Annotated in this window: 19 protein-coding genes and 1 pseudogene; 8 read left to right on the forward strand and 12 right to left on the reverse strand. The window is 68.8% G+C overall.

Annotated features, from left to right (window positions below; translation table 11 throughout):
* Positions 1-86: 86 nt before the first annotated feature.
* Positions 87-404: a CBS domain-containing protein gene (locus MEBOL_RS05185; protein ID WP_095976372.1), complete on the forward strand. Its 318-nt coding sequence runs from the start codon at positions 87-89 to the stop codon at positions 402-404.
* A gap of 51 nt (positions 405-455) precedes the next feature.
* Here MEBOL_RS05185 and MEBOL_RS05190 read toward each other — a convergent pair whose 3' ends face one another.
* Entirely contained in the window at positions 456-1,343 is an 888-nt protein-coding gene (locus MEBOL_RS05190; RefSeq protein ID WP_095976373.1) for an RNA polymerase factor sigma-32, read from the reverse strand.
* 271 nt (positions 1,344-1,614) lie between these two features.
* Here MEBOL_RS05190 and MEBOL_RS05195 point away from each other — a divergent pair, with 271 nt between their 5' ends.
* On the forward strand, positions 1,615-2,283 hold the full coding sequence (locus MEBOL_RS05195) for a pentapeptide repeat-containing protein (RefSeq protein ID WP_342747740.1): 669 nt from the start codon (positions 1,615-1,617) through the stop codon (positions 2,281-2,283).
* 15 nt (positions 2,284-2,298) lie between these two features.
* On the opposite strand, the gene MEBOL_RS05200 is transcribed toward MEBOL_RS05195, so the two are convergent.
* From MEBOL_RS05200 to MEBOL_RS05225, 6 genes are all read right to left on the reverse strand, one after another.
* A complete protein-coding gene (locus tag MEBOL_RS05200) occupies positions 2,299-3,915 on the reverse strand; it encodes a sensor histidine kinase (protein ID WP_157774771.1) in 1,617 nt (538 codons plus the stop codon).
* Positions 3,916-4,003: 88 nt separating this feature from the next.
* Positions 4,004-4,783: a hypothetical protein gene (locus tag MEBOL_RS05205; protein ID WP_095976376.1), complete on the reverse strand. Its 780-nt coding sequence runs from the start codon at positions 4,781-4,783 to the stop codon at positions 4,004-4,006.
* Between the two features lie 21 nt (positions 4,784-4,804).
* Positions 4,805-5,008: a YbdD/YjiX family protein gene (locus tag MEBOL_RS05210; protein ID WP_170115452.1), complete on the reverse strand. Its 204-nt coding sequence runs from the start codon at positions 5,006-5,008 to the stop codon at positions 4,805-4,807.
* 1 nt (position 5,009) lies between these two features.
* Positions 5,010-7,073, reverse strand: a complete 2,064-nt coding sequence (locus MEBOL_RS05215; RefSeq protein ID WP_095976377.1) for a carbon starvation CstA family protein — start codon at positions 7,071-7,073, stop codon at positions 5,010-5,012.
* 124 nt (positions 7,074-7,197) lie between these two features.
* Complete coding sequence (locus MEBOL_RS05220; protein WP_095976378.1) at positions 7,198-8,619, reverse strand: right-handed parallel beta-helix repeat-containing protein; 1,422 nt, start codon at positions 8,617-8,619, stop codon at positions 7,198-7,200.
* 122 nt (positions 8,620-8,741) lie between these two features.
* A complete protein-coding gene (locus MEBOL_RS05225) occupies positions 8,742-9,323 on the reverse strand; it encodes a DUF1360 domain-containing protein (RefSeq protein ID WP_095976379.1) in 582 nt (193 codons plus the stop codon).
* A 227-nt stretch (positions 9,324-9,550) separates the two neighbouring features.
* Between MEBOL_RS05225 and MEBOL_RS05230 the strand changes: the two genes are divergently transcribed.
* From MEBOL_RS05230 to MEBOL_RS05240, 3 genes are read left to right on the forward strand one after another with little or no spacing between them, the layout of a single operon-like run.
* Positions 9,551-9,853, forward strand: coding sequence for a hypothetical protein (locus tag MEBOL_RS05230; protein ID WP_218920879.1), 303 nt, complete (start codon positions 9,551-9,553; stop codon positions 9,851-9,853).
* Positions 9,850-10,137 (forward strand): hypothetical protein, encoded by a 288-nt coding sequence (locus MEBOL_RS05235; protein WP_095982596.1) that lies wholly within the window; start codon positions 9,850-9,852, stop codon positions 10,135-10,137. The genes MEBOL_RS05230 and MEBOL_RS05235 overlap by 4 nt, the downstream gene beginning before the upstream one ends.
* On the forward strand, positions 10,134-11,654 hold the full coding sequence (locus MEBOL_RS05240) for a PepSY-associated TM helix domain-containing protein (RefSeq protein ID WP_095976380.1): 1,521 nt from the start codon (positions 10,134-10,136) through the stop codon (positions 11,652-11,654). The genes MEBOL_RS05235 and MEBOL_RS05240 overlap by 4 nt, the downstream gene beginning before the upstream one ends.
* A gap of 31 nt (positions 11,655-11,685) precedes the next feature.
* Here the strand turns inward: MEBOL_RS05240 and MEBOL_RS05245 are convergent, their stop codons facing one another.
* Complete coding sequence (locus MEBOL_RS05245; RefSeq protein ID WP_095976381.1) at positions 11,686-13,809, reverse strand: TonB-dependent siderophore receptor; 2,124 nt, start codon at positions 13,807-13,809, stop codon at positions 11,686-11,688.
* A gap of 208 nt (positions 13,810-14,017) precedes the next feature.
* On the opposite strand from MEBOL_RS05245, the gene MEBOL_RS05250 reads away from it, so the two are divergent.
* From MEBOL_RS05250 to MEBOL_RS05260, 3 genes are all read left to right on the forward strand, one after another.
* Positions 14,018-15,604: a Kelch repeat-containing protein gene (locus MEBOL_RS05250; protein WP_095976382.1), complete on the forward strand. Its 1,587-nt coding sequence runs from the start codon at positions 14,018-14,020 to the stop codon at positions 15,602-15,604.
* A gap of 147 nt (positions 15,605-15,751) precedes the next feature.
* On the forward strand, positions 15,752-16,603 hold the full coding sequence (locus MEBOL_RS05255; protein ID WP_095976383.1) for a DUF2381 family protein: 852 nt from the start codon (positions 15,752-15,754) through the stop codon (positions 16,601-16,603).
* Between the two features lie 11 nt (positions 16,604-16,614).
* Complete coding sequence (locus MEBOL_RS05260) at positions 16,615-18,426, forward strand: serine/threonine protein kinase (RefSeq protein ID WP_095976384.1); 1,812 nt, start codon at positions 16,615-16,617, stop codon at positions 18,424-18,426.
* A gap of 39 nt (positions 18,427-18,465) precedes the next feature.
* Here MEBOL_RS05260 and MEBOL_RS05265 read toward each other — a convergent pair whose 3' ends face one another.
* The 4 genes and pseudogenes from MEBOL_RS05265 to MEBOL_RS05280 all read right to left on the reverse strand — a co-directional run bounded on the left by MEBOL_RS05265 (position 18,466) and on the right by MEBOL_RS05280 (position 22,495).
* Positions 18,466-18,801 carry an Imm52 family immunity protein gene (locus MEBOL_RS05265; RefSeq protein WP_095976385.1) on the reverse strand — a complete coding sequence of 112 codons (336 nt, stop codon included), beginning with the start codon at positions 18,799-18,801 and terminating at the stop codon, positions 18,466-18,468.
* A 90-nt stretch (positions 18,802-18,891) separates the two neighbouring features.
* A pseudogene (locus MEBOL_RS05270) lies at positions 18,892-20,179 on the reverse strand (transposase); the annotation flags it as partial.
* 136 nt (positions 20,180-20,315) lie between these two features.
* Positions 20,316-21,050 carry an Imm52 family immunity protein gene (locus MEBOL_RS05275; protein WP_095976386.1) on the reverse strand — a complete coding sequence of 245 codons (735 nt, stop codon included), beginning with the start codon at positions 21,048-21,050 and terminating at the stop codon, positions 20,316-20,318.
* A gap of 11 nt (positions 21,051-21,061) precedes the next feature.
* Positions 21,062-22,495, reverse strand: a complete 1,434-nt coding sequence (locus tag MEBOL_RS05280) for a Tox-REase-5 domain-containing protein (protein WP_157774772.1) — start codon at positions 22,493-22,495, stop codon at positions 21,062-21,064.
* Positions 22,496-22,793 lie beyond the last annotated feature (298 nt).

Genomic DNA, 22,793 nt, shown 5'->3' on the forward strand with positions numbered 1-22,793 from the left:
GTCTTCCCGGACAGAGCCGGACTTTCCTGGCAAGCACCTTGCTAGGACTTCAGTCCAGGTAGATCGATTGTAGGGAGGCCGGAATCATGGATGGGCGGGAACAGGAGCAGCAGGAGGTGGCACAGGCGGTCATGCTGTTCGCCAAGGACACCATCATGGCGGCGCTCCGGGTGATGCAAGAGCACGGAGTGCGGCAGTTGCCCGTGGTGGACGAGGAGCGCGGTGAGTGGCTGGGCGAGGTCACCGAGGAGGAGTTGCGCCGCCTCTGGAAGGTGGCCCCCCTGATCAGCATGGCTGAAGTTCTTTCAGGCACGCCCCAGCCCAAGCCCACGGGGCCCGAGGTGCGAGAGGTCGCGCCGCTCTTGAACTTCTACCGGGTGCCGCCGAGCCATTGGCGGCACTGAAGCACGACGGGGGCCGTGACGAGCACGGCCCCCAGGGAAGGAGCGGAGCCGCTATCCGGCGATGGCGGCGTCCTGCTCGCGCTCGGCCATGAGCGACAGCAGCTCGGCCTTGAGCTTGTCCTTGGCGCGGATCTCCAGCTGACGGGCGCGCTCGCGCGAGAAGCCGAAGTGCTCGCCCAGCTCGCTGAGCGTCATCTCCGAGTCGCCCATCACCCGGTGCTCGATGATGAAGCGCTCGCGCGGGTCCAACCGCGTCAGCGCCTGCTGGATGCGGGCGCGCGTCATGTCGGCCTCCTGGCGGTCGGCCACCTCGTCCACCTGGGAAGCGGACTCGGACTCCACGAAGTCCATGTGCGTGGCGTCGCCCTCCTCGCCCACCGGCGCGTCCAGCGACAAGTCCCGCCCGCCCATGCGCTGCTCCATCTCGCGCACCTCGGTGGCCTTCACGTTCAGCTTCCGGGCGATCTCCTCCGCGTCCACGATGCAACCGTCACCCGAGCCCAGCTTCTCCAGCTCGCGGCGCGTGCGGGCCAGCGCGAAGAACAGCCGGCGCTGAGCCTGGGTGGTGCCCAGCTTCACCAGGCTCCAGTTCTTGAGGACGTAGTTCTGGATGTAGGCGCGGATCCACCACACCGCGTAGGAGATGAGGCGGATGCCCTTGTCCGCGTCGAACTTCTGCACCGCCTTCATCAGGCCGATGTTCGCCTCCTGGATGAGGTCGGACATCTTCAGGCCGTAGGAGCGGTACTCGTAGGACACCTTCACCGCGAAGCGCAGGTTGCTCGTCACCAGGCGGTGGCCCGCGGCCAGGTCCCCCTGCTTGAAGCGCCGCGCCAGGGCCTGCTCCTCCTGCACCGTGAGCAGCGCGTAGTGGCTGATCTCCGACAGGTACGTGGAGAGGGAGTCGGTGGAGGAGAAGGCGGAGGAGGCCTGCGTCATGGTGGTATCTCTCGGGGAAGGCGCGTGGGGTGGACCGCGAAAGCTGCGTGCCCTTGCTTTCAGCAAGAGGAATGCCAAGGCCCGAACTGCACGCGGCTCAGTAAATACAAGGGCTTGCATCCAACGTCCCCCATGCTTAGGCCTGAAGGCCGGAAGTTTTTACGGGGGTCTGGAAGGGCCCGGCGCACGGATTTCAGTGTGTGGTTTCCCTACCCCCCACGCCTCGGGGTCTCCGCTTCCCGGCGGGCGGCCACCATGACAAGGAGGCCGTGTGAGCACACTCCCCATGGACCCGGAGCAGGCAGCCCGGCTGGCGCGGCGGCTGGAGCACGAGGACACCTTCGAGCACGAGACGTTCGCCGACCTGGAACTGCCCGGGCGCGAGCTGCGCCAGAAGGAGTTCTACCGGTGCACGTTCCAGCGCGGTCAGTTCCAGGAGAGCCACTGGCGCCAGTGCAAGTTCGAGGACTGCGTCTTCACCGGGTGCGATCTCACCCGGGCGCGCTTCGACGCCGCGGCGCTGCGGGGCGTGCGCTTCGAGGGCTCGAAGTTGATGGGCATCGACTGGTCGAGCGTGTCACCCAACCCCGAGGTGAGCTTCGAGGGCTCCCAGCTGCGCTATGCCTCGTTCGTGGGGCTGAGCCTGCGCAAGACGGCCTTCCTGCGCTGCACGGCCCAGGAGGCCAACTTCTTCGATCTGGATCTGACGGACGCGGACTTCGAGGGCACGGAGCTCACGGGCAGCAACTTCCGCGGCTGCGTCCTCACCCGGACGGACTTCGCCCAGGCGGTGGGCCTCGTCCTGGATCCGGCGCGCAACCGGCTCAAGGACACCCGGGTCCCCATGGCCACGGCGGTGAGCCTGGCCGAGTCCCTGGGGATGCGCGTGGTGGGCTTCGGGGCGGAGACGGCCACGCCTCGCGCCCGGAAGAAGCGCTGAACCCCTCGCGGACGCTCAGGCCGCGAGGGGGCGCATGGGCAGGCTGAAGGTGAAGCGGGCGCCCCCTCCGGGCTCCTCTTCCACCCAGAGCCGGCCCCCGTGGGATTCAATGAGACCCCGGGCGATGTAGAGCCCCAGGCCGCTGCCCTGGGTCGCGGTTTCCCGGGCCTGCCAATGCCGCTCGAAGAGGTGGTCGCGCAGGGACTCGGGGATGCCGGGGCCGGTGTCGTGAACGGAGACCCAGGCCTCATCGCCGACGCGCCGGGTCTCCACGGTGATCCGGCCCCCCGGGGGCGTGAACTTCACCGCGTTGCCCAACAGATTGGCCAGGACCTGGAGGACGCGGTTCCGGTCGAACCACGCGTCGAGCGGCGTCTCGAGCCGCCGCTCCAGGCGCAGTTGCTTCTGCGTGGCCTGCGGCTCGATGAGGGACAGGACCTCGTCCACCGCTGGAGCCAGGGGCGCGAGCTGGGGCGCCACGACGAGCGCCTGGCCCGCGTCGAGCCGGGCCGCGTCCAGGAGTTGATGGATGAGGGTGAGCATGTGCTCCACCGAGCGTTCGATGGCGCCCACCTGCCGACCCAGGGTCGTCTCCCCGGGCGTTCCCGCGAGGCGCGAGGCCAACAGGGCGGAGCTCAAGCGGATGGCGGACAGGGGATTCTTGAGATCGTGCGAGACGATGGCCAGCACCTTCTCCCGATCCAGCGCGGCCTTCTCGGCGGCCCGACACAACAAGGCGTTGTCGGCGGCCAGGGCGCGCTGGCGCTCGGCCTCGGCGATGGCCTGCCGCTCGGCCTTCACCTGCTCGGCGTGAAGGCGGTTGAGCTTGACGGCGTTGCGCCAGATGAGGGCGGCGAAGGCCCCCATCATCATCACGCCGAACAGGGGGCCCTGCAGGGACGAATCGAGCCGCCCCGCGCGGTTCAGGCGAACCAGCAGGGCGCCTATCGCCAGTGGCAGCAGGGTGGCGGGAAGCATCCGGCGCGCCATCACGCCTCCCGCCGCGGAGGTGGTGAGCTCCCCCATGAAGCCCCATTTCGAATCCAACGCGAGCGTCCCGAGGCTCAGCAATGACAGGGCCATCGCGGTGTGCAGGGCCGTCCCGCCATGGGGGCCGGGCCCATAGAGGCGACGATCCAGGAAGGCGTAGCCCGTCAGGGCGATGAGCGGTGGCAGGAGCGACATCAACGCCAGCCAGGGAGCCACGGCCCGTGCGCGCCCACCCGTCAGGCTCGCGCACAGCAAGGAGCCGCCGAGCAATACGAAGGAGACGGCGGTCGGACTCGCCATCGCGAGGGCGGCCGAGAAGGGGATGGCCGCCGCCGTGTTCTCGAGGGCGTAGAGAAACAACATCAAGGCGCCCGACAGGGTCACGCCCGCGGCGGTGAACCGTGCCCAGAGGTACCAGCGGGGGCCGGCCCACAAGGCCCCCAGCGTCCCGGCCGCCACGATCAAGGACGCCGCCGTGAGCGGCACCATGGACGGAAGGGCGGGATGCACCTGCTTGAGCGGGTCGCTGTCGATCAGCCAACCGATCAACACCACGGCCCCGAGTAGCATCACGAGGGCGGCGATCACGGGGGGGCCCCGCGTCAATACCCGCGACATGCCACTGCGCTGCGTTGGGTTCACCTTTCCTCCGCCAGCGTACAAGCTAGGGATGTGCTGGACTCGCGTCCGAGAGGTGCTTGACGGCCAGGGGACCGCCTGGATCCACGACTCAACCGAAGAACGAGGCGCCCCCTCCCGCGGCACCGGGACCCGCCAGGGGCTTGTAGGGAAAGTAGAGGTTGCGCACGAAGCGGGTGAAGAGGTGCTCCTCGTTCCAGCGCTGGCGCGCCATGCCGTACACCCCCGGAGCGCGCAAGTCGTGCGCGGTGACGGTGGGGACGAATTCCCGCTCGCTGTAGAGCGCGAACACCTCGTCCATGCGAGCGCGGCCGCGGTACGTGCGCTGGAGCGTGCGGTAGATGAGCTCATTCTCCTCCTGGGTGAAGGCCAGTCCCTGGATGGCGTGCGCCAGCTCGTGGAACACCAGATGGGGCTCGGAGCCGAGCTTGTCCTGGCGCAAGGCGATGCGTGCCCGCTCCCACTCCGGCTTGACCCAGAACAGCCCCGCGGCGAGAGGAGACACGGAGCGGGGATAGCCATACCTCGCGAGGGGCTGTCCCTCCGGAATGAGGTCCACTTCCACGGGCCGCGCCACCTCCAGCCGGCCGATGAGCTGGAGGTTGCCGGAGAGCTGCCGGACGGCATCCCCTTCCACCCGCTGGAGCAGTCCGGCGGGCGCGCCGTGGGCCTTCACCGTCACCTTCGACTGGAACCAGGCCCGGGCCCGACCCACGCCCTGCGCGGGCGGCCGACCCTGGAGCGACTCGAACACGTCCCCTCCCGCCAACACGGTGAAGGCGGACAGGGGCAGCTTGCGCCCATGCTCCGCCGCCAGCGGAGTGGTCTCCGGCGTGGAACCATCCACCATTTCCGATTCGAGACTCGCCATCCCTGCCTCCCGCTTGACCGCTCAGCAGCAGCGTCCGCCCCCGGCGCGGTAGCGGGCCCGCATGCGCTCGTCGAAGAACTGCGCGTAGCTCATCACCGGCCGCTCGGGATGACGCAGCCGCATGTGCGCCACGTAGGTGTCGTAATCCGGCACGCCGATGACCAGGCGGGCGGTCTGCACCGCCCGGCGCCAGAAGCCCCGCACCGTGTCCGCCAGGGTGCCCATGTCAGGACCCCGCGGGAGAGAGGGGAACCGGAGGGGACTCGCGCGCCGTGGGCTCGGCCGAGCGCCGGGCCGCCAGCGCGGAGCGGATGCCGAAACCGACGGTGGCCACCACCACCAGCATGAACAGGACGGTGAGCGCGGCATCCACGTAGTCGTTGGTGATGACCTGACTCATGTCCTCCAGGGATTTGGCCGGAGCGAGCACCTTTCCCTCGGCCGCGGCGGCGGCGAACTTGCGCGCGTGGGCGACGAAGCTGACCCGCGCGTCCGAGCCGAACACCTTCTGCGAGCCCGCGGTCAGCGTGCAGACCACGAGCCACACCGTGGGCAGGGCGGGGATCCACAGGTAGCGCTCGCGCTTCATCTTCACGAGCACGACACATGACAAGGTGAGGGCGATCGCCGCCAGCATCTGGTTGGCGATTCCGAACAGAGGCCACAGGGTGTTGATGCCGCCCAGCGGATCCACCACGCCCTGGTAGAGGAAGTAGCCCCAGCCCGCCACGCACAGCGCGGTGGCGACGAGGTTGGCGCCCCAGGACTCGGTGCGGCGCAGGGGCGCGTACACGAGCCCCGCCAGCTCTTGAATCATGAAGCGGCCCACGCGCGTGCCGGCGTCCACGGTGGTGAGGATGAAGAGCGCCTCGAACAGGATGGCGTAGTGGTACCAGAAGGCCATCAGCCCTTCCCCTCCGAAGATGCCATGGAGGATCTGCGCCATGCCCACCGCGAGCGTGGGCGCGCCGCCGGTGCGCGACAGGATGGAGGACTCGCCGATCTCCCGCGCCGTCTGGCTGAGCACCTCGGGGGTGATGACGAAGCCCCACTCGCTCACCGTGCGCGCCGCCTGCTCCACCGTGGTGCCGATGACGCCCGGCGGCGAGTTCATGGAGAAGTACACCCCGGGGTCCAGCACCGACGCGGCGATGAGCGCCATGATGGCCACGAAGGACTCCATCAACATGGCGCCGTAGCCCACCAGGAGCGCCTCGCGCTCGTTGGCCAGCATCTTCGGCGTGGTGCCCGACGCGATGAGCGAGTGCCAGCCGGACACCGCGCCACACGCGATGGTGATGAAGAGGAAGGGGAAGAGGTTGCCGGAGAACACCGGGCCGGAGCCATCCACGAAGCGGGTGAGCGCGGGCATCTTGAGGTCCGGCGCGGCCAGGACGATGCCCACCGCCAGCACGAGGATGGTGCCAATCTTGAGGAACGTGGACAGGTAGTCGCGCGGCGCGAGCAGGAGCCACACCGGCAGCACCGCGGCGCAGAACCCATAGCCGATGAGCATCCACGCGAGCGCGCGGGCGTCGAAGGTGAACAGGGGCGCCAGCGCCGGGGACTCGGCGACCCGGCCGCCCAGGAAGATGGACAGCATCAGCAGCACGAAGCCGAGGATGGACACCTCGAGCACACGGCCCGGCCGGAGCACGCGCAGATACAGGCCCATCACCAGGGCGATGGGAATGGTCATCGCGACCGTGAAGGTGCCCCAGGGGCTCTCCGCCAGCGCCTTGACGACCACCAGGGCGAGCACCGCGAGGATGATCATCATGATCATCAACACGCCCACCATGGCCACCACGCCAGCGGCCTGGCCCATCTCCATGCGCACGATGTCGCCGAGCGACTTGCCATCCCGGCGGATGGACATGAAGAGGACGATGAAGTCCTGCACCGCGCCGGCCAGCACCACGCCGAAGAGGATCCACATCGTCCCCGGCAGGTAGCCCATCTGAGCTGCGAGCACCGGCCCCACCAGCGGCCCCGCGCCCGCGATCGCGGCGAAGTGGTGGCCGAACAGCACCCACTTGTCGGTGGGCACGTAGTCCAGTCCATCATTGCGCTGCTGGGCCGGCGTCGCCCGCGTGGGGTCCAACCGCAAGGCCGCGTTGGCGATGAACCGGCCGTAGAAGCGGTAGCCGATCAGATAGACGCAGACGGAGGCCACCACCAGCCACGTGGCGTTGAGCGTCTCGCCCCGCCGCAATGCCACCACGCCCAGACAGGCCGCCCCCACCAGGGCGAGCAGCGCCCAACCCAGCTTGCTCAAGACACGACTCATGGACTCTCCGCGAGGACTCGATTCGCGGCCAACCCTCCCCCCGGCACCCCTCGGGGTCAACCCTTCTCGGTCCGCCGCCGTCCGCGCCCCACGGCTCCGGACGCGGTGCGTCATGCCCGGCGGCTCACTCGAGCAGGGACGAGCCGGAGTCCACCCCGAGCACCCACCGCCACACCTGGAGCTTCTCGTCCGAGGACAGCGTGAGCAGGTCCCCCGGGAAGTCCGGCAGATAGCGGGCGTTGGCCCCGGTGAGCGTCACCGACACGTTGTCCGCCTTGAGGATGCCCTGGCGCGCATAGAGGTTGTCACGCAGGACGAGCCCCGGGCGGTAGCGGCGCTCCCCCAGCCGCACCAGCAGCGCCTTCGAGGAGCCGCGCAGGGTGTTGCCCCGCACCTCCAGCCCGGAGACCTCCTTTCCATCCGCGGCCAGCATCAACGCATAGCTGGCTGTGCCCTCGAGCGTGTTGCCCAGCACCTTCACGTTCCGGCCGCCCGCCACGCGGATGCCCTGCCCGTTGCCCTCCGGCATGTTCCGGATGTCCTGGAAGCGGTTGTTCTCCACCCACACCTCCTCGGGAGGCGCGCGGTCCGCGAGGATGGAGACACCCCGGCCCGCGCGGGAGATGGTGTTGTCCCGCACCCGGATGAGCTGGGCGGACTCGTGGATGACCACGGCCTCCCCGGCGGAAGAACCCTCGGCGCGGATGGCCGTATTGGGAAAGCCCCTCATCGTGTTGCCGCGCACGGTGACGTCCCGGCACTGCTTGATGTCCACCGCGTTCTCGCCCTCGTCATGCAGGGTGTTGCCCTCGATGAGGAGCGCCTCCGCGGGCGCCGAACCCGCCTGGCACTGGATGGAGTCCCCCGAGTTGTGGTGGATGTCGTTGCCGCGCACGGTGATGCCCCGCGCGGGGCCCACCACCAGCACCCCGTGCGAGTCCCCGTCCTCCCGGATGAAGTGGTGGATGCTGTTGTCGCGCAGGAGCACTCCCTGGGGGCCCTCCACGAGGACACCCGCGCCCGCGGTGCCGCTGCGCAGCTCGCTCCCGGAAAGGACGGAGCCGCTGGCGCCCTCCTCGAAGAGGACGGCGAACAGCGGAGCCCCGCCGACGTCGACGCGCAGATTCTCCAGCCGCCAGCGACCCTGGACCCGGATGACCGTCGTGCGGCTGTCGCCCGCCGGCACCAGCGTGGGCAGCGGAGAGCCCTCTCCTCGCAGGGTGATGGCGGCCACGCCCGGGCCCCGGTCATCGAGGAGGAACGACTCGGAGTACACACCCGAGCGCACCCGGATGAGGTCTCCCGGCTCCGCCAGCGCCACGGCCCGGCGGAGCGTGCGCAGTGGCGCCTCGCTCGTCCCCTCCGCGCTGTCCTTGCCCTGGGTGCTCACGTACCAGACGTGGCCCAGGGGCTCCGGCAGCAACGGTCCCTCCGGATTCACCTGGGGCTCGGCCTCCGAGAGCCGCGCCTCCTCCCAGGAGGGCTCCGGCGCACAGGCGGCGAGCAGGAGCAGACAGGTGAACATTCCGTATGGGAGTCCCCGCATCGCCCCGTGCCCTCTTTTCCACGGGCAGTGGCCCGCGGCGGCGCAAGCTCCGCACGGAGGACGAGGACGACAAGCCGCGCACGGGTGCCAACGTGCGGTGGTGCACAGCGGAGACGGAGCCGTCAGTGGGCCTGGGCCGGGGCACCCTCCTTCAAGGGCCCCTCGGACATTTCCACGGCCTTGGCGCGCTCCCGGGTGTGCTTCAACCCCTGCCCCACCCACTCATAGGCGCGCTGGAGAAAATCCGACAGGGTGGTGAGGGCGAAGATGGAGGCGACGAGCCGCGTCTCGCTCGGGCGCACCGCGTGCGCGGAGACGAGGGCCCCCGCCACCCAGGGCCCGAGGCAGAACGGGCAGGAGAGGAGATCGCCCACGGCCCGCCGCAGTGCCCCACCCCGGGAGGACTCGCTCACCTCGCCCGCGCGCTCCTTGCGCTGGAAGCGGACGAAGGGCGCGCGCACGAGCGTGGTGACGAAGTCCTTGGCCGTGATGCGGGTGATTTTATGGGTGGCCAGACCGAACAGGAGCACGTCCTCCAGGTCCATGCGGGGAAACGCGCGCCGCCCCCCACCCCCGCGCCAGGCGAAGTAGCCCGCGAGCGAGGCGCCGTACACCCCCATCAGAAGGAGATAGGAGCCGAGCGGCAGGTCCTCCCGGTTGTCGTACCCCGCGAAGAGCTTCGTCTCCGCCAGTGCCTTGGTCATGCGAAGAGGCTGTGCACCCCCCTCCCGCGAGCCCAGTGCGGCACCAGCCGCCAGGCGAGTCCCCGCCCGTTCGTCTGCTCCACCGACGGGAAAGAAGGCCCCGAGGTCCCCGCTTGACAGGCGAACGGCACCAGATGAAAACGCGAATCACTCGCAGAATCGACGCGAGCCCCCATGATGCGCTCCCCCAGTCCCCTGCCCCTCCCGAGGATCGAGTCGAGAAAGGCATGGCGATGCTGAGTCTCGCGGCGCTCGCCTTCGCCGTCTCGTCGGTGGCGAACCTCAGCCTTGGAGCGGAAGGCCGTTCGCGGTGGGTGGCGGCGCTCGCGGCGCTCGCGGCGGCGGGCTGTGGTGTGGCGGCCCATGGCGCCGTGCAGGGGCTCCTGGTGACGGGGGTGCTCGCCATGACGGCGGCGTCGGTGCTGGTCCTGGTGTTGGCGCCGCGGCCGGAGCGCGCGCGGCCGGTGGCGCTCGTGAGCGGGCTCGCGGGACTGCTCCCCGCGCTGCTGGCGGGAGTGCTCGGGTGGTGAGCCCCTCGGTGTTGGACAAGGCCGCGAACCACGGCGTCGCCCGCACGCTGGCCGCCGTGGTGGGCGCGCCGCTCGTGGCGTTCGCGGTGGGCGCGGCCGTGGTGGCCTTCTCTCCCGAGGCCGGCGGCCTGTCCTTCGCCCTGGGCTTCCACGTGATGGTGCCGTTGTGGGTGGCGCTCGCGTGCGTGTTGCCCCTGCTCAAGAATGGCAAGGTGGCCTGGGGCGTGTGCCTCGCGATCCTCCTGCCCATCACCGCCGCGCTGGCCCTGAGGAGCGCCGGGTGAAGTTCACCCCTCGGACCTTTCGCATCCAGTGGGATTTGCACGCCTGGGCCGGAGTCCTCGCGAGCCTGTTCCTGTTCGTCATCTTCTTCTGCGGCGTCTTCTCGCTGTTCCGGGAGGAGATCGAGCTCTGGCAGGACCCCGCCTTCCACACCGCGCCGCCCGGACAGGCCCCTCCCTCCTTCGATGCGTTGCTGATGCAGGCGATGGCCCAGGGCACCTTGCCCTCGCGCGGCGCGCACGTGGGCCTCCTCACGCACGAGGAGACCCGGCTCGTCACGGCCTACCTCTTCGAGCCCACCGAGGTAAGGGAAGTCTGGCTGGACCCCTCCACCGGCACGTCACTGACCGCGCGCAGCCGGCTCGCGAGCGAGCTGTACTGGATGCACTTCTTCTACCGCGTGCCCTGGGGCATGGAGCTGTCGGGCCTGCTCGCGGTCGCGATGCTCGCCACGCTCGTCAGCGGGCTGGTCATCCACCTCAAGGATCTCCGCCGGCAGTGGTGGTCGTTCCGCCCCGCGCTGAAGCTGCGCTTCTCCTCCTCGGATGCACACAAGGTGCTCGGGGTGTTCGGGCTGCCCTTCACCGCGATGATGGGCTGGACGGGAGCCATCCTCTGCCTCTCCGGCCTGTTGGCCCAGGGGCTCACGTCCACGGTGTACAAGGGCGACGCGAACCGCGTGGCCGCGCTGAGAGGCTATGCCCAGCCCGTGCGCGAGGAGACGAAGCGCGACGCCGTGATGCGGCCCCTGGACGAGCTCGTCGCGCGCGCGCGTGCCGCCGTCCCCGGAGCCACGGGAACCCCCCGCTACGTCGACGTCCAACTCCAGGGGGACGCGAACGCCTGGGTGGGCGTCTACTTCCAGATGGAACCGCTCGGCGCCGACCACTTCGCCATGATGGACGCGGTGAGCGGCGAGCCCTTCGCCACCAGCACCCACTACCGCACGCCCCTCTTCTCCTTCGAGCGCGTGCTCTTCGATCTGCACTACGCCCACTACGGCGGGCTGCTGCTCAAGCTGCTCTACGCCATCCTCGCGCTCGCCATGTGCGTTGTCATCATCACGGGCAACCTCATCTGGCTCGAACGCCGGGACGCGGCCCGCGCACGGTGGGGCAACCGGCTGCTGGAGCGGTTGACCGTGGGCGTCTCCGCGGGACTCGCGCTCGGCTGTGGCGTCTATTTCGCCAGCAACCGCGCGTTGCCGTGGACCCATCCCCACCGGGGGGATTGGGAGTTCGGACTGTTCCTCGGCGCCTGGGCGCTCGCGGCCGCCGTGGCGCTCGTGCCGCGGCTCTCGCCCCGGCGGGCGGGCGCGTGGCTCTGCGCGGGGGCGTCGCTACTCTTCGGCGGAGTCATCGCCTCGGACATCGTGTTCCAGGACGCGAACCTGTTCACGGCCCTCACGCGGGGGCTGCCGCCCGTCTTCATCTCGCAGGTGCTGCTGTGCGTGTTCGCCCTGGGCTGCGGCGGCGTGGCCTGGAGCCTGGGGCGGAGCCGTCCACCGGAAAAGGGCTGAAACCCCATCCCGGCGGACGGATGCGCTTCACTCAGAAGGAATAGCCCACGTTGAGCATGGCCTTGCGGCGGTCCCCGTAGAAGCAGGCCGTCGTGGAGCTGCATCCCGACACATACGTGGTGTCCAGCAGGTTCGAGGCGTTGATGGCCGCCCGCCAGCTGGCGCGCTCGTAGTGGATGCCGGCGTCCACGAGCGTGAAGCCCGGCACTTCCTTCTCGTTGGTGCGGTCGGCGAACGACGCGCCGACATGACGCACGCCCGCCCCGGCCCCGAAGCCCTTGAGCGCGCCTTCCGGCAAGGTGTAGTCGAGCCAGAGCGACGCCATGAGCGAGGGCACGCCCACGGGCACCTTGCCCTGCTCGAAGTCCGCGCCATCGGTGATGGCCAGCCGGTAGAACGAAGCGGAACCGATCAGATCCAGCCCTCGCGCAAGGCTCGCGTTCGCCTCGAGCTCGATGCCCCGGGAGCGCACTTCACCGATCTGCAGGGTGTTGAAGAGGCCATCCGTCGTCAGGAAGTTCCGCCGCCGCAGCTCGAACACGGACAGGCCCACGGACGTGCGGGTTCCGACGGGCTGGAACTTGAGGCCCGCCTCGTACTGCTCGCCGCGCTCGGGCTCGAAGAGCTCACCCGTCACCGTGGTGCCGGCGACCGGGTTGAAGGAGCGGGAATAGCTGACGTACGGAGAGACGCCGCTGTCGAAGGCGTAGAGCAGGCCCGCGCGTCCACTGAACGCCGACTGCCATCCCTCGTAGCTCGAGGCGGGAAGCAGCGTGTTGTCCAACTTCAGCGCCACCCAGTCGTGACGGCCGCTGAGGATCAGGTGCAGGCGCTCGACGAACTGGATCTGATCCTGGAGGTAGACGCCGAGCTGATTCTGCCGGGACGTGTTGAGCGTGTAGCGCGTGTCGGTGGGCGCGAAGTCACCCCGGACGGGGTCGAGCAGGCTGATGGACTCGGCGGCCTCGTACCCCTGCTCGTCCGCGAGCCGGAAGTGCTTGTAGTCGAACCCGAACAGCACGGTGTGGCGCACCGGGCCGGTGGAGAAACGCGCCTCGGCCTGGTTGTCGAGGGTGAAGAGGTTCGCCGTCGGGGTGGTCACGAAGTTGCCGCGAGCGAGCCGCGCGTCCGCGGGCGGGCCGTCATAGCCCACGCCGTAGAGCGTCTTGAAGTCGATGCCAAGCCGGCCGTAGCGCAGGTTCTGCCGCACCGTCCAGGCGTCGGAGAAGCGGTGCTCGAACTCATAGCCGAGCAGCGCCTGATTCCGCTTGAAGCGATCCAGGCTGGTGTCGCTCGTGTAGAAGTCCGTGGAGATGCGCCCATAGGGAGCGTCCACGACGGTGCCCTCGTAGGGGAGGAAGCCCTGTCCGCGCGTCCGATCGAGCAGATAGCTGCCGTGCACGGTGAGCGTCGTGCGCTCGGTGGGCGCCCACGTCACGCTCGGCGCGAGGAAGAGGCGGTCGTTGTCGATGTCGCGCACCTGGGTGCCACCGCCCCGGGCCAGCGCCGTCACGCGGTAGAACCAGTGCCCACCGCCCCCGATGGGCCCGCCCAGGTCCACGGCGCCGTAGGCGTTGGCGAACTCGTTGACGCCCACCTCCACGTGCCGCAGTGCCTCCGCGGGGGGCGTCTTGCTCACCAGGTTGAGCAAACCACCCGGGTTGGTGCCGCCGAAGAGCACGGAGGAAGGCCCGCGCACCGCCTCGATCCGCTCCATCCCGAAGGGCTCGATGCGCCAGGTGGCGAAGGAGCTCGACGGGAGCTGCAACCCGTCCAGGTAGTAGCCCGCCTCCTGCGAGGAGAAGCCGCGGACCAGGAACCAGTCGTTGCGCGAATCCGCACCGAACGTCTCGGAGCGCACGCCGGGCGTGTAGCGCGTGGCCTCGACGATGGACTGCACCTGCTGGGCATCCATCTGCTCACGCCCCACCACGGAGATCGATTGCGGCGTCTCGAGGAGCGCGGCATCCGTCTTGGTGCCGCTCGCGCTGCGCTTGGCCGCGTAGCCATCCACGGGGCCGGTGGCGCTCTCGCGCTCGGCCTCCACCTGCACGGTGTCCAGCGTAACGGTGGTGGGGCCCTGCTCCTGAGCAGCGGCCACGGTCGCGAGCGCGAGGAACGGCACCCCCGCGAGGTTTCGACGGTGAAGGGACATGACCTTCCTGTACGAGTTGAAAATGATTATCAGTCGCGGTTTCAAGTCGACTGGCCTCGCGGCGTAGCATGGCCTCTTCGAGGCAGGCAAGGGGGAGGAGGACACGGGCGGAGCGCACTCGGGTGTAAGGTGCGAGCGCTGCGTGGTGCTCCAAGGGCAGCACGCGGCAGCTGTCGTGGTGACTTCCTCCCGACAAGGACCCAACCGCATGCGCACCGTGAAGCTGGCAGTCTCCCTGACCCTCCCCCTCCTGACCCAGGCCTGTGGCGGACCCCCGCCCGAGTCCTCCTCCGCGCTGGCCACGCGCGCCGCCGCGCTGACGACCGCCACCTCGCGGGGGTGCACCTTCTCCCTGTCCCATGAACTCCGGATGATGCCCCGGCCCACCTACTACCCCCTCATCACGCGGCAAGCCTCGGCCTCGTGCCCCTGGCCGGGTGCGAGCCTGGAGCTCGGGGAGACCCACGATCCGCCCAAGCTGTCGATCGCGGCGAACGACCTGGGCGTCGCCGTCAGCTACACGGACAGGTACTCGCCGAGTGGCAGCGCGGGCGTCCACCTGAGGGTCCTCCACGTGGCGCCGGACACGTTGACGGTGGTGCGCGGGACCGAACTGATCTCGGTCGAGAACTACCGCGCCTCGACCATCTACAGCGGGGAGTTGTCCCTGCGCACGGACGCCACGGGAACGGCGCTCCGGGTCCAGGGTGAGAAGTCGGGCAGCTTCTCCTACCCGGGCGGCGCCGACGACGGACGGTATTACACCGCGACGTACCCCCACTTCTTCACCAGCACGGAGGCCGCCACCATCGTCTCCTCGGACACCGCCCCCGAGGAGCACTGGGCCGACACGGGCTCGCTGACCCGTGCGCGCGCGGGCCACACCGCCACCCTGCTCAACGCCACGGGCGACGTGCTGCTGGTGAGCGGCGACAGCGCGGAAATCCACAACCCCTACACCCACGTGACCCGGAGCGCGGGCACGCCCATCATCCAGCATGCGCAGCACACCGCGACGGCGCTCGCCTCGGGCCAGGTGCTCGTGGCGGGAGGCGCGTCGGGCACGATGAAGCGCTCCAGCTCGGAGCTGTATGACCCGGCCACGGACGCCTGGTCCTACGCGGCCGAGATGCACACGCCGCGCGCCCTGCACACGGCGACCCTGCTCGACTCGGGCCAGGTGCTGGTGGTGGGCGGCGAGTCCACCCAGACGGAGACGGACTCGGCCGAGCTGTATGACCCGGACACGAACACGTGGAACAACGTGGCGCCCCTCCCCTCGCCCCGGAGCCGGCACACGGCGACGCTGCTCTACTCGGGCAAGGTGCTGGTGACGGGCGGCCAGTCCCCTTCGTCCAGCGCGCTCCAGGACGCGCGGCTCTACGATCCCGCCACGAACGCGTGGACCCCCGCGGGCACCCTGTCGCTGGGACGCGCGGGCCACCTCGCCGTCCAGCTCTACTCGGGCAAGGTGTTCATCCTGGGCGGAGGCCTCGATCAGGTGGACGTCTACGATCCCTACAGCCTCACGCCCTGGACCCAGGGCCCGGAACTCGCCCAGGGAGGCTCGGCCACCAGCGCCACGCATCTCTACTCGGGCGAGGTCCTGGTCACGCACGCCACCGGCCAGGCGTCCCTGTATGACCCGTCGACGGACGCGTGGAGGTCGGCGGGGAACCTGTCGGCGCCGCGCCTGGGACACACGGCGACCCTGCTCCACACGGGACAGGTGCTCGTGACAGGCGGAGCGACCGCCGGCGTGCCGTCCACGACCGTGCAGACCTACACGCACTGAGCGGTTCACACGAAACCGATGGGGGCCGGGGCCCATCCCGCCCCCGTGGTGATTGGCCGCGCCGGCTGGGACATCTGCTAGGGTGGACTCCGGAGGTATCCCACTCTGGCACGACTCCTACAGTGGTTTTCGCTGGCCCTGGCCCTCGTGGGGAGCGCTGCGCCCGCGCGGCAACCCCCGTCTCCTGCCCGCGAGCAGCAACAGCGGCAAGTCATCGTCCCCAGCGGCTCGGGTGAGCCCGTGCCAGAGGTGAGGGTGGCGGCCGGTGTGTCCACCTACCTGCGCTTCAACGCGCCCATCGACAGGGCCTCGTTGGAGGTGGAGGGGCGGGCAGCGCGCTTCAAGCTGGTGGACTCGGGCGAGTACACCCTCACCCTTGAAGTGGCTGTCGAGCCGGGCCCCGGGGAGAAGCTGGGCGTGCGGGTGCGCTACAAAGACGGTGGCGCCCCGGCGTACGCCGCCCTCGTCCTCGTCTCCCACCCCACGCTGGTGGACAAGGAGGTGGAGGTGGTGCGCCGCCCGCGCACCGTCGAGGCACTGGAGGCCAGGCTGTCCCACGTGGAAGCCGAGCTCGTCTCACTGAAGGCCCAGCGCGCGCGGAGCGGGCTTCCCAGCATTGCCTTCGCCGGAATGTTCGACTCGATGGGTGTCCGCGCCACGCTCTTCTTCGGGAGGCCGGCTCCCGGCAACAAGGGCGGCCTCGAGCTGGGGATTGGCACCGGATACCGGGCCACTCGCTGGGCCATGGTGGTGGTCCAGGTGCGCAACCTCCCGGGACAGTCCGCCTGGGCGCCCGGCGCGGCGCGGCTCACCAGCGTGAAGGGGACGCCGGTGAAGGTGCTCTCGGTGCACATGGAGAAACCCCAGCTCCAGCCGGGGGAGTTCGCTCTCGTGGCCGTCATGGTGGAGCCCCCCGCCTCCAACGAGGTCCGCTTCCAGCTGGAGTTGATGGATACCGAGGGCGGGCGGCTCCTACCCATCACCGAGGTTCAACTCTAGGAAGGCCGGCCATGACGGACGCTCTACACCCCGACCACCTTCAACCCGGCCACGCGGTGGGGCCCTGGCTCATCGTCGAGGTGCTGGGCCGTGGCGGCTCCTCTCGAGTTTTCAAGGTGGAGCGCGACGGCCAGCCCTACTCCCTGAAAATGGCGCTGCTGCCCCTCACCCAATCCACGGAGGAGCTCACGGAGGAGCAGCACGTGGAGGAGACGAGTGCCTACCGGCGCCTGGCGCGCGAGGCAGCGGCGCTCTTCACCTACGCCTCCCACCCCAACCTGCTGCGAGTGTACGCAGTGGACGTCTGGCCCCACCCCACCAAGGGCTACCCACTCCTCGTCACCGACTTCATCGACGGGGACAACTGGCACGAGTGGCGTTGGCGCAAGCCCCCTCATGCCATCCTGCTGGTGGACACCTTCTCCGGCGTGGTGTGCACCGTGGGCATGCTGCACGCACGCGGCGTGTACCATCGGGACTTGAAGGCGGAGAACATCCTCATCCGCAGGAAGGACGGTCGACCGTTCGTCATCGATTTTGGCACCGTACGCCTGCCGGGAGCGCTCACGAAGACGCTGGGCCTGCCCGAGGGGGTCCTGCACCTGGTGCCCCCCGAGCTCCTGGCCTACACGCGCACCGAGGCGTGGAAGCGGGGCGAGCCCTTCCAAGGCGGCGTGGCCGCGGACCTGTACGCACTGGGGGTTCTGCTCTACCAGGGTCTCACGGATCGGCACCCCTTCGACCCGGAGCTGCCGGACAAGGAGCTGCTGGCCGCCATCGCCGCCGTCCCTCCCACCGCTCCTCACCTGATCAACCCCCTGGTGCCGCGCTCGCTCAGCGACATCGCCATGAAGCTGCTGGAGAAGCAGCCCGAGGACCGCTACCCCAACACCCAGGCCCTGCTCGAAGCACTGGAGCAGACCATCGAGAAGCAGAGGAAATCCCCCGCCTGGAAGGTGCCCCTCTCCGCACCGGAGGGCCCGGCGGAGGCGCCGCCCAAACAGACGGAACAGGAGCAGGTGGCTCCGCCCCAGCAAGCGGCACCCGCGGGTGAAGCAGCTCCGCCACCAGAGGATACAAGGCCGCCGGAGGACGCTCGTGAGGAGGCTCCCGCCAAGAAGCGCTGGACGTGGCGCGTGGGGCGCCTCGCCATGGTGGGCCTGATCCTCCTTGTCGGCCTGTTCCTTGCCTCATGGCTGGTGCGATCCACACTCGCGCGGACCCACATGTCGGAGCAGCCCATCGCATCCGGCCCCCCCGAGAAAGGAAGTGCGCCCGTGTCCCCCCTCACTACGCCCCAGGGCTCGACTCCCTCCAGCCGCTCACGCTTCGGAGCCCTCACCGTGTGGCTGTGCACCGCTACGGGGCTGGGCTGTCCCGCCGCCCAGGTGAGGCCGGAGCCAGAGGACTGCCCCGCCGAGGCCCAGCACGCCATGTTCGAGGTGCTGAAACTCAACCAGGGCATGCGTCTCCAGGCCATCGTCGACATCAACCAGCTTGGCGGCCCTTATGATGAGGGCATCTACCGCGACGGTCCCATCGTCGGCCGCGTGGTGCAGCGTGAGGGGACTGCGCCGCAACTGCCCGGCGGCACCCTACTGTACGGGAGGCTCTGGACGGGCATTAGGACTCAGGACCTGGATGGAGTGGAACTCGTGTTGGGGCGCTACACCGAGGCACTGCTGCCGGACGGCCGCAAGCTGCCGGTGTGCATGGCCCTGGGCGGGCCGGATGGGCGCGCGCGCAAGGAGCCCGGCTCCGAGCCCGGGGCCGTTCGACTGAGGCGAGAACTCCCGGTAGGCGCGGTCTCGCGCTGGCCGTGAGAACCGCGGGGGGCGAGTCGCATGCGACGGAGCAGCAGTCTACGAGAGCACTGGACGGAGTAGGCCCTTCGCGTCCAACGCCTCCTGGACCCTGCGACCGAGCGCCAGGTGCTCTGGGTTGGAGGCGCTCAGACGCTCCGGTGCGAGGACCATGACCGACCCCTTGTCCTCTACTTGCTCCGCTCGGACGGGCGGAGGCAGCGGAGGCACATCCCCGCGCGCACGCGCTACGTAGGTGAGCCAACCCGCGAAGCCCCGCGGGTCTCTCTCGGGCCGTAGGGCCCACCGTAACTCGTCGCTGGCCACGACGCCAAAGACAGGATCCCACGCGAGCACCATGGCCTTCAGGACGTTCACGAGTACGGGCGTTGTCATCACGCGTGCCCCCTCTGGCTCGATTTCGGGCCATGGGAGGGGGTCGGTTTTAGTGACGTAAGGGGGTCAAAAATTCCTGTCGCCTGACAACTGTGCGCGCAGTGGACACGGTCCGCAGGCTTCGGGGTCGAATTCCACTACCTGCCCAGGCTCAAACGGCTCCACCTGTCCAGCCGGGCAGGTAATCGTCCCCTAGCGAATGTTGATGTCGAAGTCTTTCTTCCCGAAGAATCCAGGCTTGGCGTTGTTTCCCTTCCAGGGCTTGCACACCACCTCCCCGCCGCTTTCCACCACCTGCTCCACGAGACTGCTGTGGAGGTAGGCCCGGTCTATTTGCAGCACGTCGGGCTCCACGCCCAGTCGAGCCATGTCTTTCTGCAGTTGGGGCGCCGCCTCCTCCTCGGGCCGGTTCGCGGGCGTCACCGCACAAGCCAGCACCAGTTCCGTGTCCAGATGCGTGCTCAGGTGCTGCTTGTATCCACTGAATCGCTTGCTCTTGCTCTTGCGTCCATGGCGCATCTCGGCGTCTTCAATCGACACACGTCTGTCCTCGGCCACACCCTGCCGGATTCGCACTTCTCCCTCGGCCGTTGATTCCAAGTCCTGCTGCTTTACCTGGACAAGCGCTTGGATGTAGTGACTCAGCGGTGTCAATTCAGTCTCGGGCCGCCTCTTCTGCACCCATGCGCGCAGGCCGTCGAGTTGCTCGCACAGACGGTTGAGCGCCTCGTTCTTTGCTCCGCGTCATTCCAGTCGATATCCAGCGCAGCCTTGGTGCTGCTGGCCTCCAGCAGCGGCGCACCTGCTTGCTGGCAGACTTCCTCGAAGCACATCCCCAACTCGGCCGCGATGCACTCCGCTATCTTCCGCCCGGCGTGGCCGAGCAGGTTGATAAAGGGCGACTATCCACCGCCACCCGCACGCTCTTGGGCAACTTCTTCCAGTCAAAGGCCCGCGTTTGTCTGGCCAACTCCACCGTACGCTCCAGCACACGTCGGTCCATGTCATGGCGGATGAGCCGCTCGCGAAATTGCTGGAGTCCACCTTGTGAAAAGGCAGGGGTGTCGCCTGGCTGCGCCAGCGTGGCGAGCACCATCCGCCAACAACTGTCTGTCGCCGAGAGACGTACCGCCTCCGCATCCGACACCTGGAGGTAGCCTTGCAGCAGCACGGCCATGCACAGCAGGGCGGGCGGCTGAGGCTCCGCCCCCTGTCCGCTGTCGCGATACATCGCCTCGAGCTCCTCCTGGAATTTCTCGTCGAAAATCTCGTGGCGATGCTCTCGCAGGAACACGAACAATTTGCGACTCTTGCCCACCAACCGCAGCAGTCGCGTCTCCCGCTCGCTGCACTTCACTTCGGGGGTCCAGCGCTCCATGGCGTTCCTCCTCCACCTCAGCGGAACGCAGAGCACAGCATCCACTCCCTTGTCGATCCGTCCACACAACTGGATCATCCACCCAACTGGACTCCATCGGGCTTTTCAGCCTGATCGGTGCTCTAGGCGTGCCGCCTCAAACCTTTCGCCTGGAAGCGGGCGGCACCATCAACCGGAACAGTCCCTGCTCTTTGAGCGCCCTCTGCGTTCGCCAAGCGAGCGCCACGTGCTCCGGATTGCTGGGGATAAGTCGCTCCGGCGTGAGTATCACGAGCGTTCCCTTGTCACCCACGGACTCAACACGCACCGGCGCAGGGAGGACAGGCACCTCGCCCCGGTCCCGCGAGAAGTACGTCATCCAGCCAACGAAGCATCCGAGCTGACTGCCGCCGGAAAGCTCGTCCCACAGCCCGTCAGCCGTCGCAACCGCCCATTCCGGCTCCCACGCCACAGCCACGGCGCGCATGGCACCAGAGACGACAGGCCCAGTGACTACGCGCTCTTGACCCAGGGCCTCCTTAGGGAGGACGAGCCACAGGAAGTTCGGCGCAAACTCCGCCTTCGACCCACAACCGAGCATGACCGATCCGCCCCGGCCCTGTTCCACATGCCCCGTCCAGGCGTCGAACTCAAAACCGTCATCCAGAATCTGGTACTTCTCGCGGCCGAAGAAACTGATGAAGGTGTCGCGGGTGGGCTCAAAGCCTAGTTGCAGCGCCTTTCGAGCGGAGTTGCTTTTCTCGTACCACCGCGCGAAGTCCGGATGGCACTCCCCAAGGAGGCGGAAGAACGTCTCCGCCCGCCGTGCGCACTCATCGGCCGACTCTGGACGGTGCCCCCAATACGCTTTGATCTCGTAGCGTTCGCTCATGCTCGGCGGCCTCACTTCACCGGTTGAGTGTAAACCACCGCTATGGACTGAAGGCCCCGCTCATCAAAATACTTCCGAAGCACGGCCACCATCCGAGGCTCGGCGACGTGCCAGCGGATTGGCAGCCCGCCTGCCATCTGGAACTGACGTCGCGCTTGCTTGAGCAGGTCCCCCAAGCCCTCGTAAAAGTCGAGCTTAGGCTTGAGGTTCTTGTCGAACCACTGCTCGTACCCGCGCGCCTTGCCCTCGAGAAGCACGCCCCCCTTCGGATCGAAGCCGTCGTACTCGACGCACGTCCCATTCCGGCACACCTTGTAGCACCAGCCTTTCGGGGCGCCCGTCACCTGGGCTTGGAAGGCCCGGGCCTGCTCCGACATACTCGAAGTGTCCTCCACCCACTGACCGGGCCCTCCAACCGGAGGCCACCCGCCACCGCCTCCCGCGCCATGGGCGCCCGTGTTGGCCATGTGCAGCACGTAGGTCGCGCTCAGCGCCGGCGCGGCTGCGGTGGCAACACTCCCCACGGGCACGGCCACCAAGCGCACCGCCAGAAGTCCCTCACCCGAAAGCGACAGCAGGGGCACTGTGAGGCTCCCCAGCTTGCCGCCCCAGGCCGCCACCTTCGCCGTGCCCGCACCGGCCGTGCCGACCGTCAGCACCGCGCCCGTGGCAAGCCGCGACACGGTGCGCACTTTCTCCGCATAGGGCTTGTGCCGAAACTCGTCCCAAAGCCGCGGGGAGCTCTCGTAGAGCAGCCTCACTGCACCCGGTAGCTGCACGAGCCCCTCGAGCGTCTCGCCCGTGTAGAAGACGAGCCGGTAGAGGCCCTCCACCAGGTCCACCACTGCGAGCACCGCCCCCTCGGCTACCGCAAGCGCCGGGTTGTCGTCGGGCTCATACAAGCCGGCCGGCGGCGCCCCTTTCGGGACCTCGAGCCTCTGGTCGACCGGGAAGAGGCGCCCGCCTTCGATGGCATAGAAGGGCCCCACCTCGAAGCGCCCGGCCCGTAACGCCCCGTCCTCTGCGAGTACGACCTGACCGGCTTGCTGGACCGCCACTCCCGTTGTGGCCCTCACCAGGTATCCGTCCGGACGAAGCACCAGCAACCGCGTGAAGCGCCGCATTCGCGTATGGATCTCGTCCCTCGTCACCCCCTCGCCGCTAGCGGCAACCTCCAAGAGTAGGTGCGCTGCCATACGGCGCAGCCCAAAGTTGCCCAGCGTCACCGGCGTGGAGAGCAGGTACTGCACCAGCTCCAATGCCTGCTGAGGCGCCAGTGTGCGCCCGTCCCTGGGCAACGCGGTGCTGGGCACGCCAGCTTGCGCGAGGAACCCCTGGAAGTAGTCGAGCGTCATGGGCACCTCGAACGGCCGCCCGTCGCCCACGCCATCCGGCCATCCACCGCCCTTCCCTTCCGGGTGCACCTCCTCGTCCACCACGCTCACGCCGTGCGGTCGATTCCGGGCCCGCTCCGGCGCCCTGGCAGACTCGGCCGCGCCAACCTCCGTCGGGACCGCGGCTTCGCGCGCCTCGGTGCCAGCGTCAGTGCCCTCGGAGTCCTCAATGGCCGCCCCGGTCCTAGTTGAAGACACCCTCTGTGCCTGGCCAGCGCCCTCCTGTGACCTGGGACTCGTGCGCTCCACCCGCCACCGATCGCGCGCGCTGTCAGCGAGCATCCCGCCCATGGGGTAGCCCGTCGCGCATGCCGTCTGCAGTCCGAGGAGCACCAGCGCCACAAAGCGC

This window comes from Melittangium boletus DSM 14713, assembly GCF_002305855.1.
GTDB lineage: Bacteria > Myxococcota > Myxococcia > Myxococcales > Myxococcaceae > Cystobacter > Cystobacter boletus.

Coding starts and splice junctions, on each gene's coding strand:
- MEBOL_RS05185 (WP_095976372.1), top strand. CDS start 87: ATGGATGGGCGGGAACAGGAGCAGCAGGAGGTGGCACAGGCGGTCATG.
- MEBOL_RS05190 (WP_095976373.1), bottom strand. CDS start 1,343: ATGACGCAGGCCTCCTCCGCCTTCTCCTCCACCGACTCCCTCTCCACG.
- MEBOL_RS05205 (WP_095976376.1), bottom strand. CDS start 4,783: ATGGCGAGTCTCGAATCGGAAATGGTGGATGGTTCCACGCCGGAGACC.
- MEBOL_RS05210 (WP_170115452.1), bottom strand. CDS start 5,008: ATGGGCACCCTGGCGGACACGGTGCGGGGCTTCTGGCGCCGGGCGGTG.
- MEBOL_RS05215 (WP_095976377.1), bottom strand. CDS start 7,073: ATGAGTCGTGTCTTGAGCAAGCTGGGTTGGGCGCTGCTCGCCCTGGTG.
- MEBOL_RS05220 (WP_095976378.1), bottom strand. CDS start 8,619: ATGCGGGGACTCCCATACGGAATGTTCACCTGTCTGCTCCTGCTCGCC.
- MEBOL_RS05225 (WP_095976379.1), bottom strand. CDS start 9,323: ATGACCAAGGCACTGGCGGAGACGAAGCTCTTCGCGGGGTACGACAAC.
- MEBOL_RS05230 (WP_218920879.1), top strand. CDS start 9,551: ATGGCGATGCTGAGTCTCGCGGCGCTCGCCTTCGCCGTCTCGTCGGTG.
- MEBOL_RS05245 (WP_095976381.1), bottom strand. CDS start 13,809: ATGTCCCTTCACCGTCGAAACCTCGCGGGGGTGCCGTTCCTCGCGCTC.
- MEBOL_RS05250 (WP_095976382.1), top strand. CDS start 14,018: ATGCGCACCGTGAAGCTGGCAGTCTCCCTGACCCTCCCCCTCCTGACC.
- MEBOL_RS05260 (WP_095976384.1), top strand. CDS start 16,615: ATGACGGACGCTCTACACCCCGACCACCTTCAACCCGGCCACGCGGTG.
- MEBOL_RS05265 (WP_095976385.1), bottom strand. CDS start 18,801: ATGACAACGCCCGTACTCGTGAACGTCCTGAAGGCCATGGTGCTCGCG.
- MEBOL_RS05275 (WP_095976386.1), bottom strand. CDS start 21,050: ATGAGCGAACGCTACGAGATCAAAGCGTATTGGGGGCACCGTCCAGAG.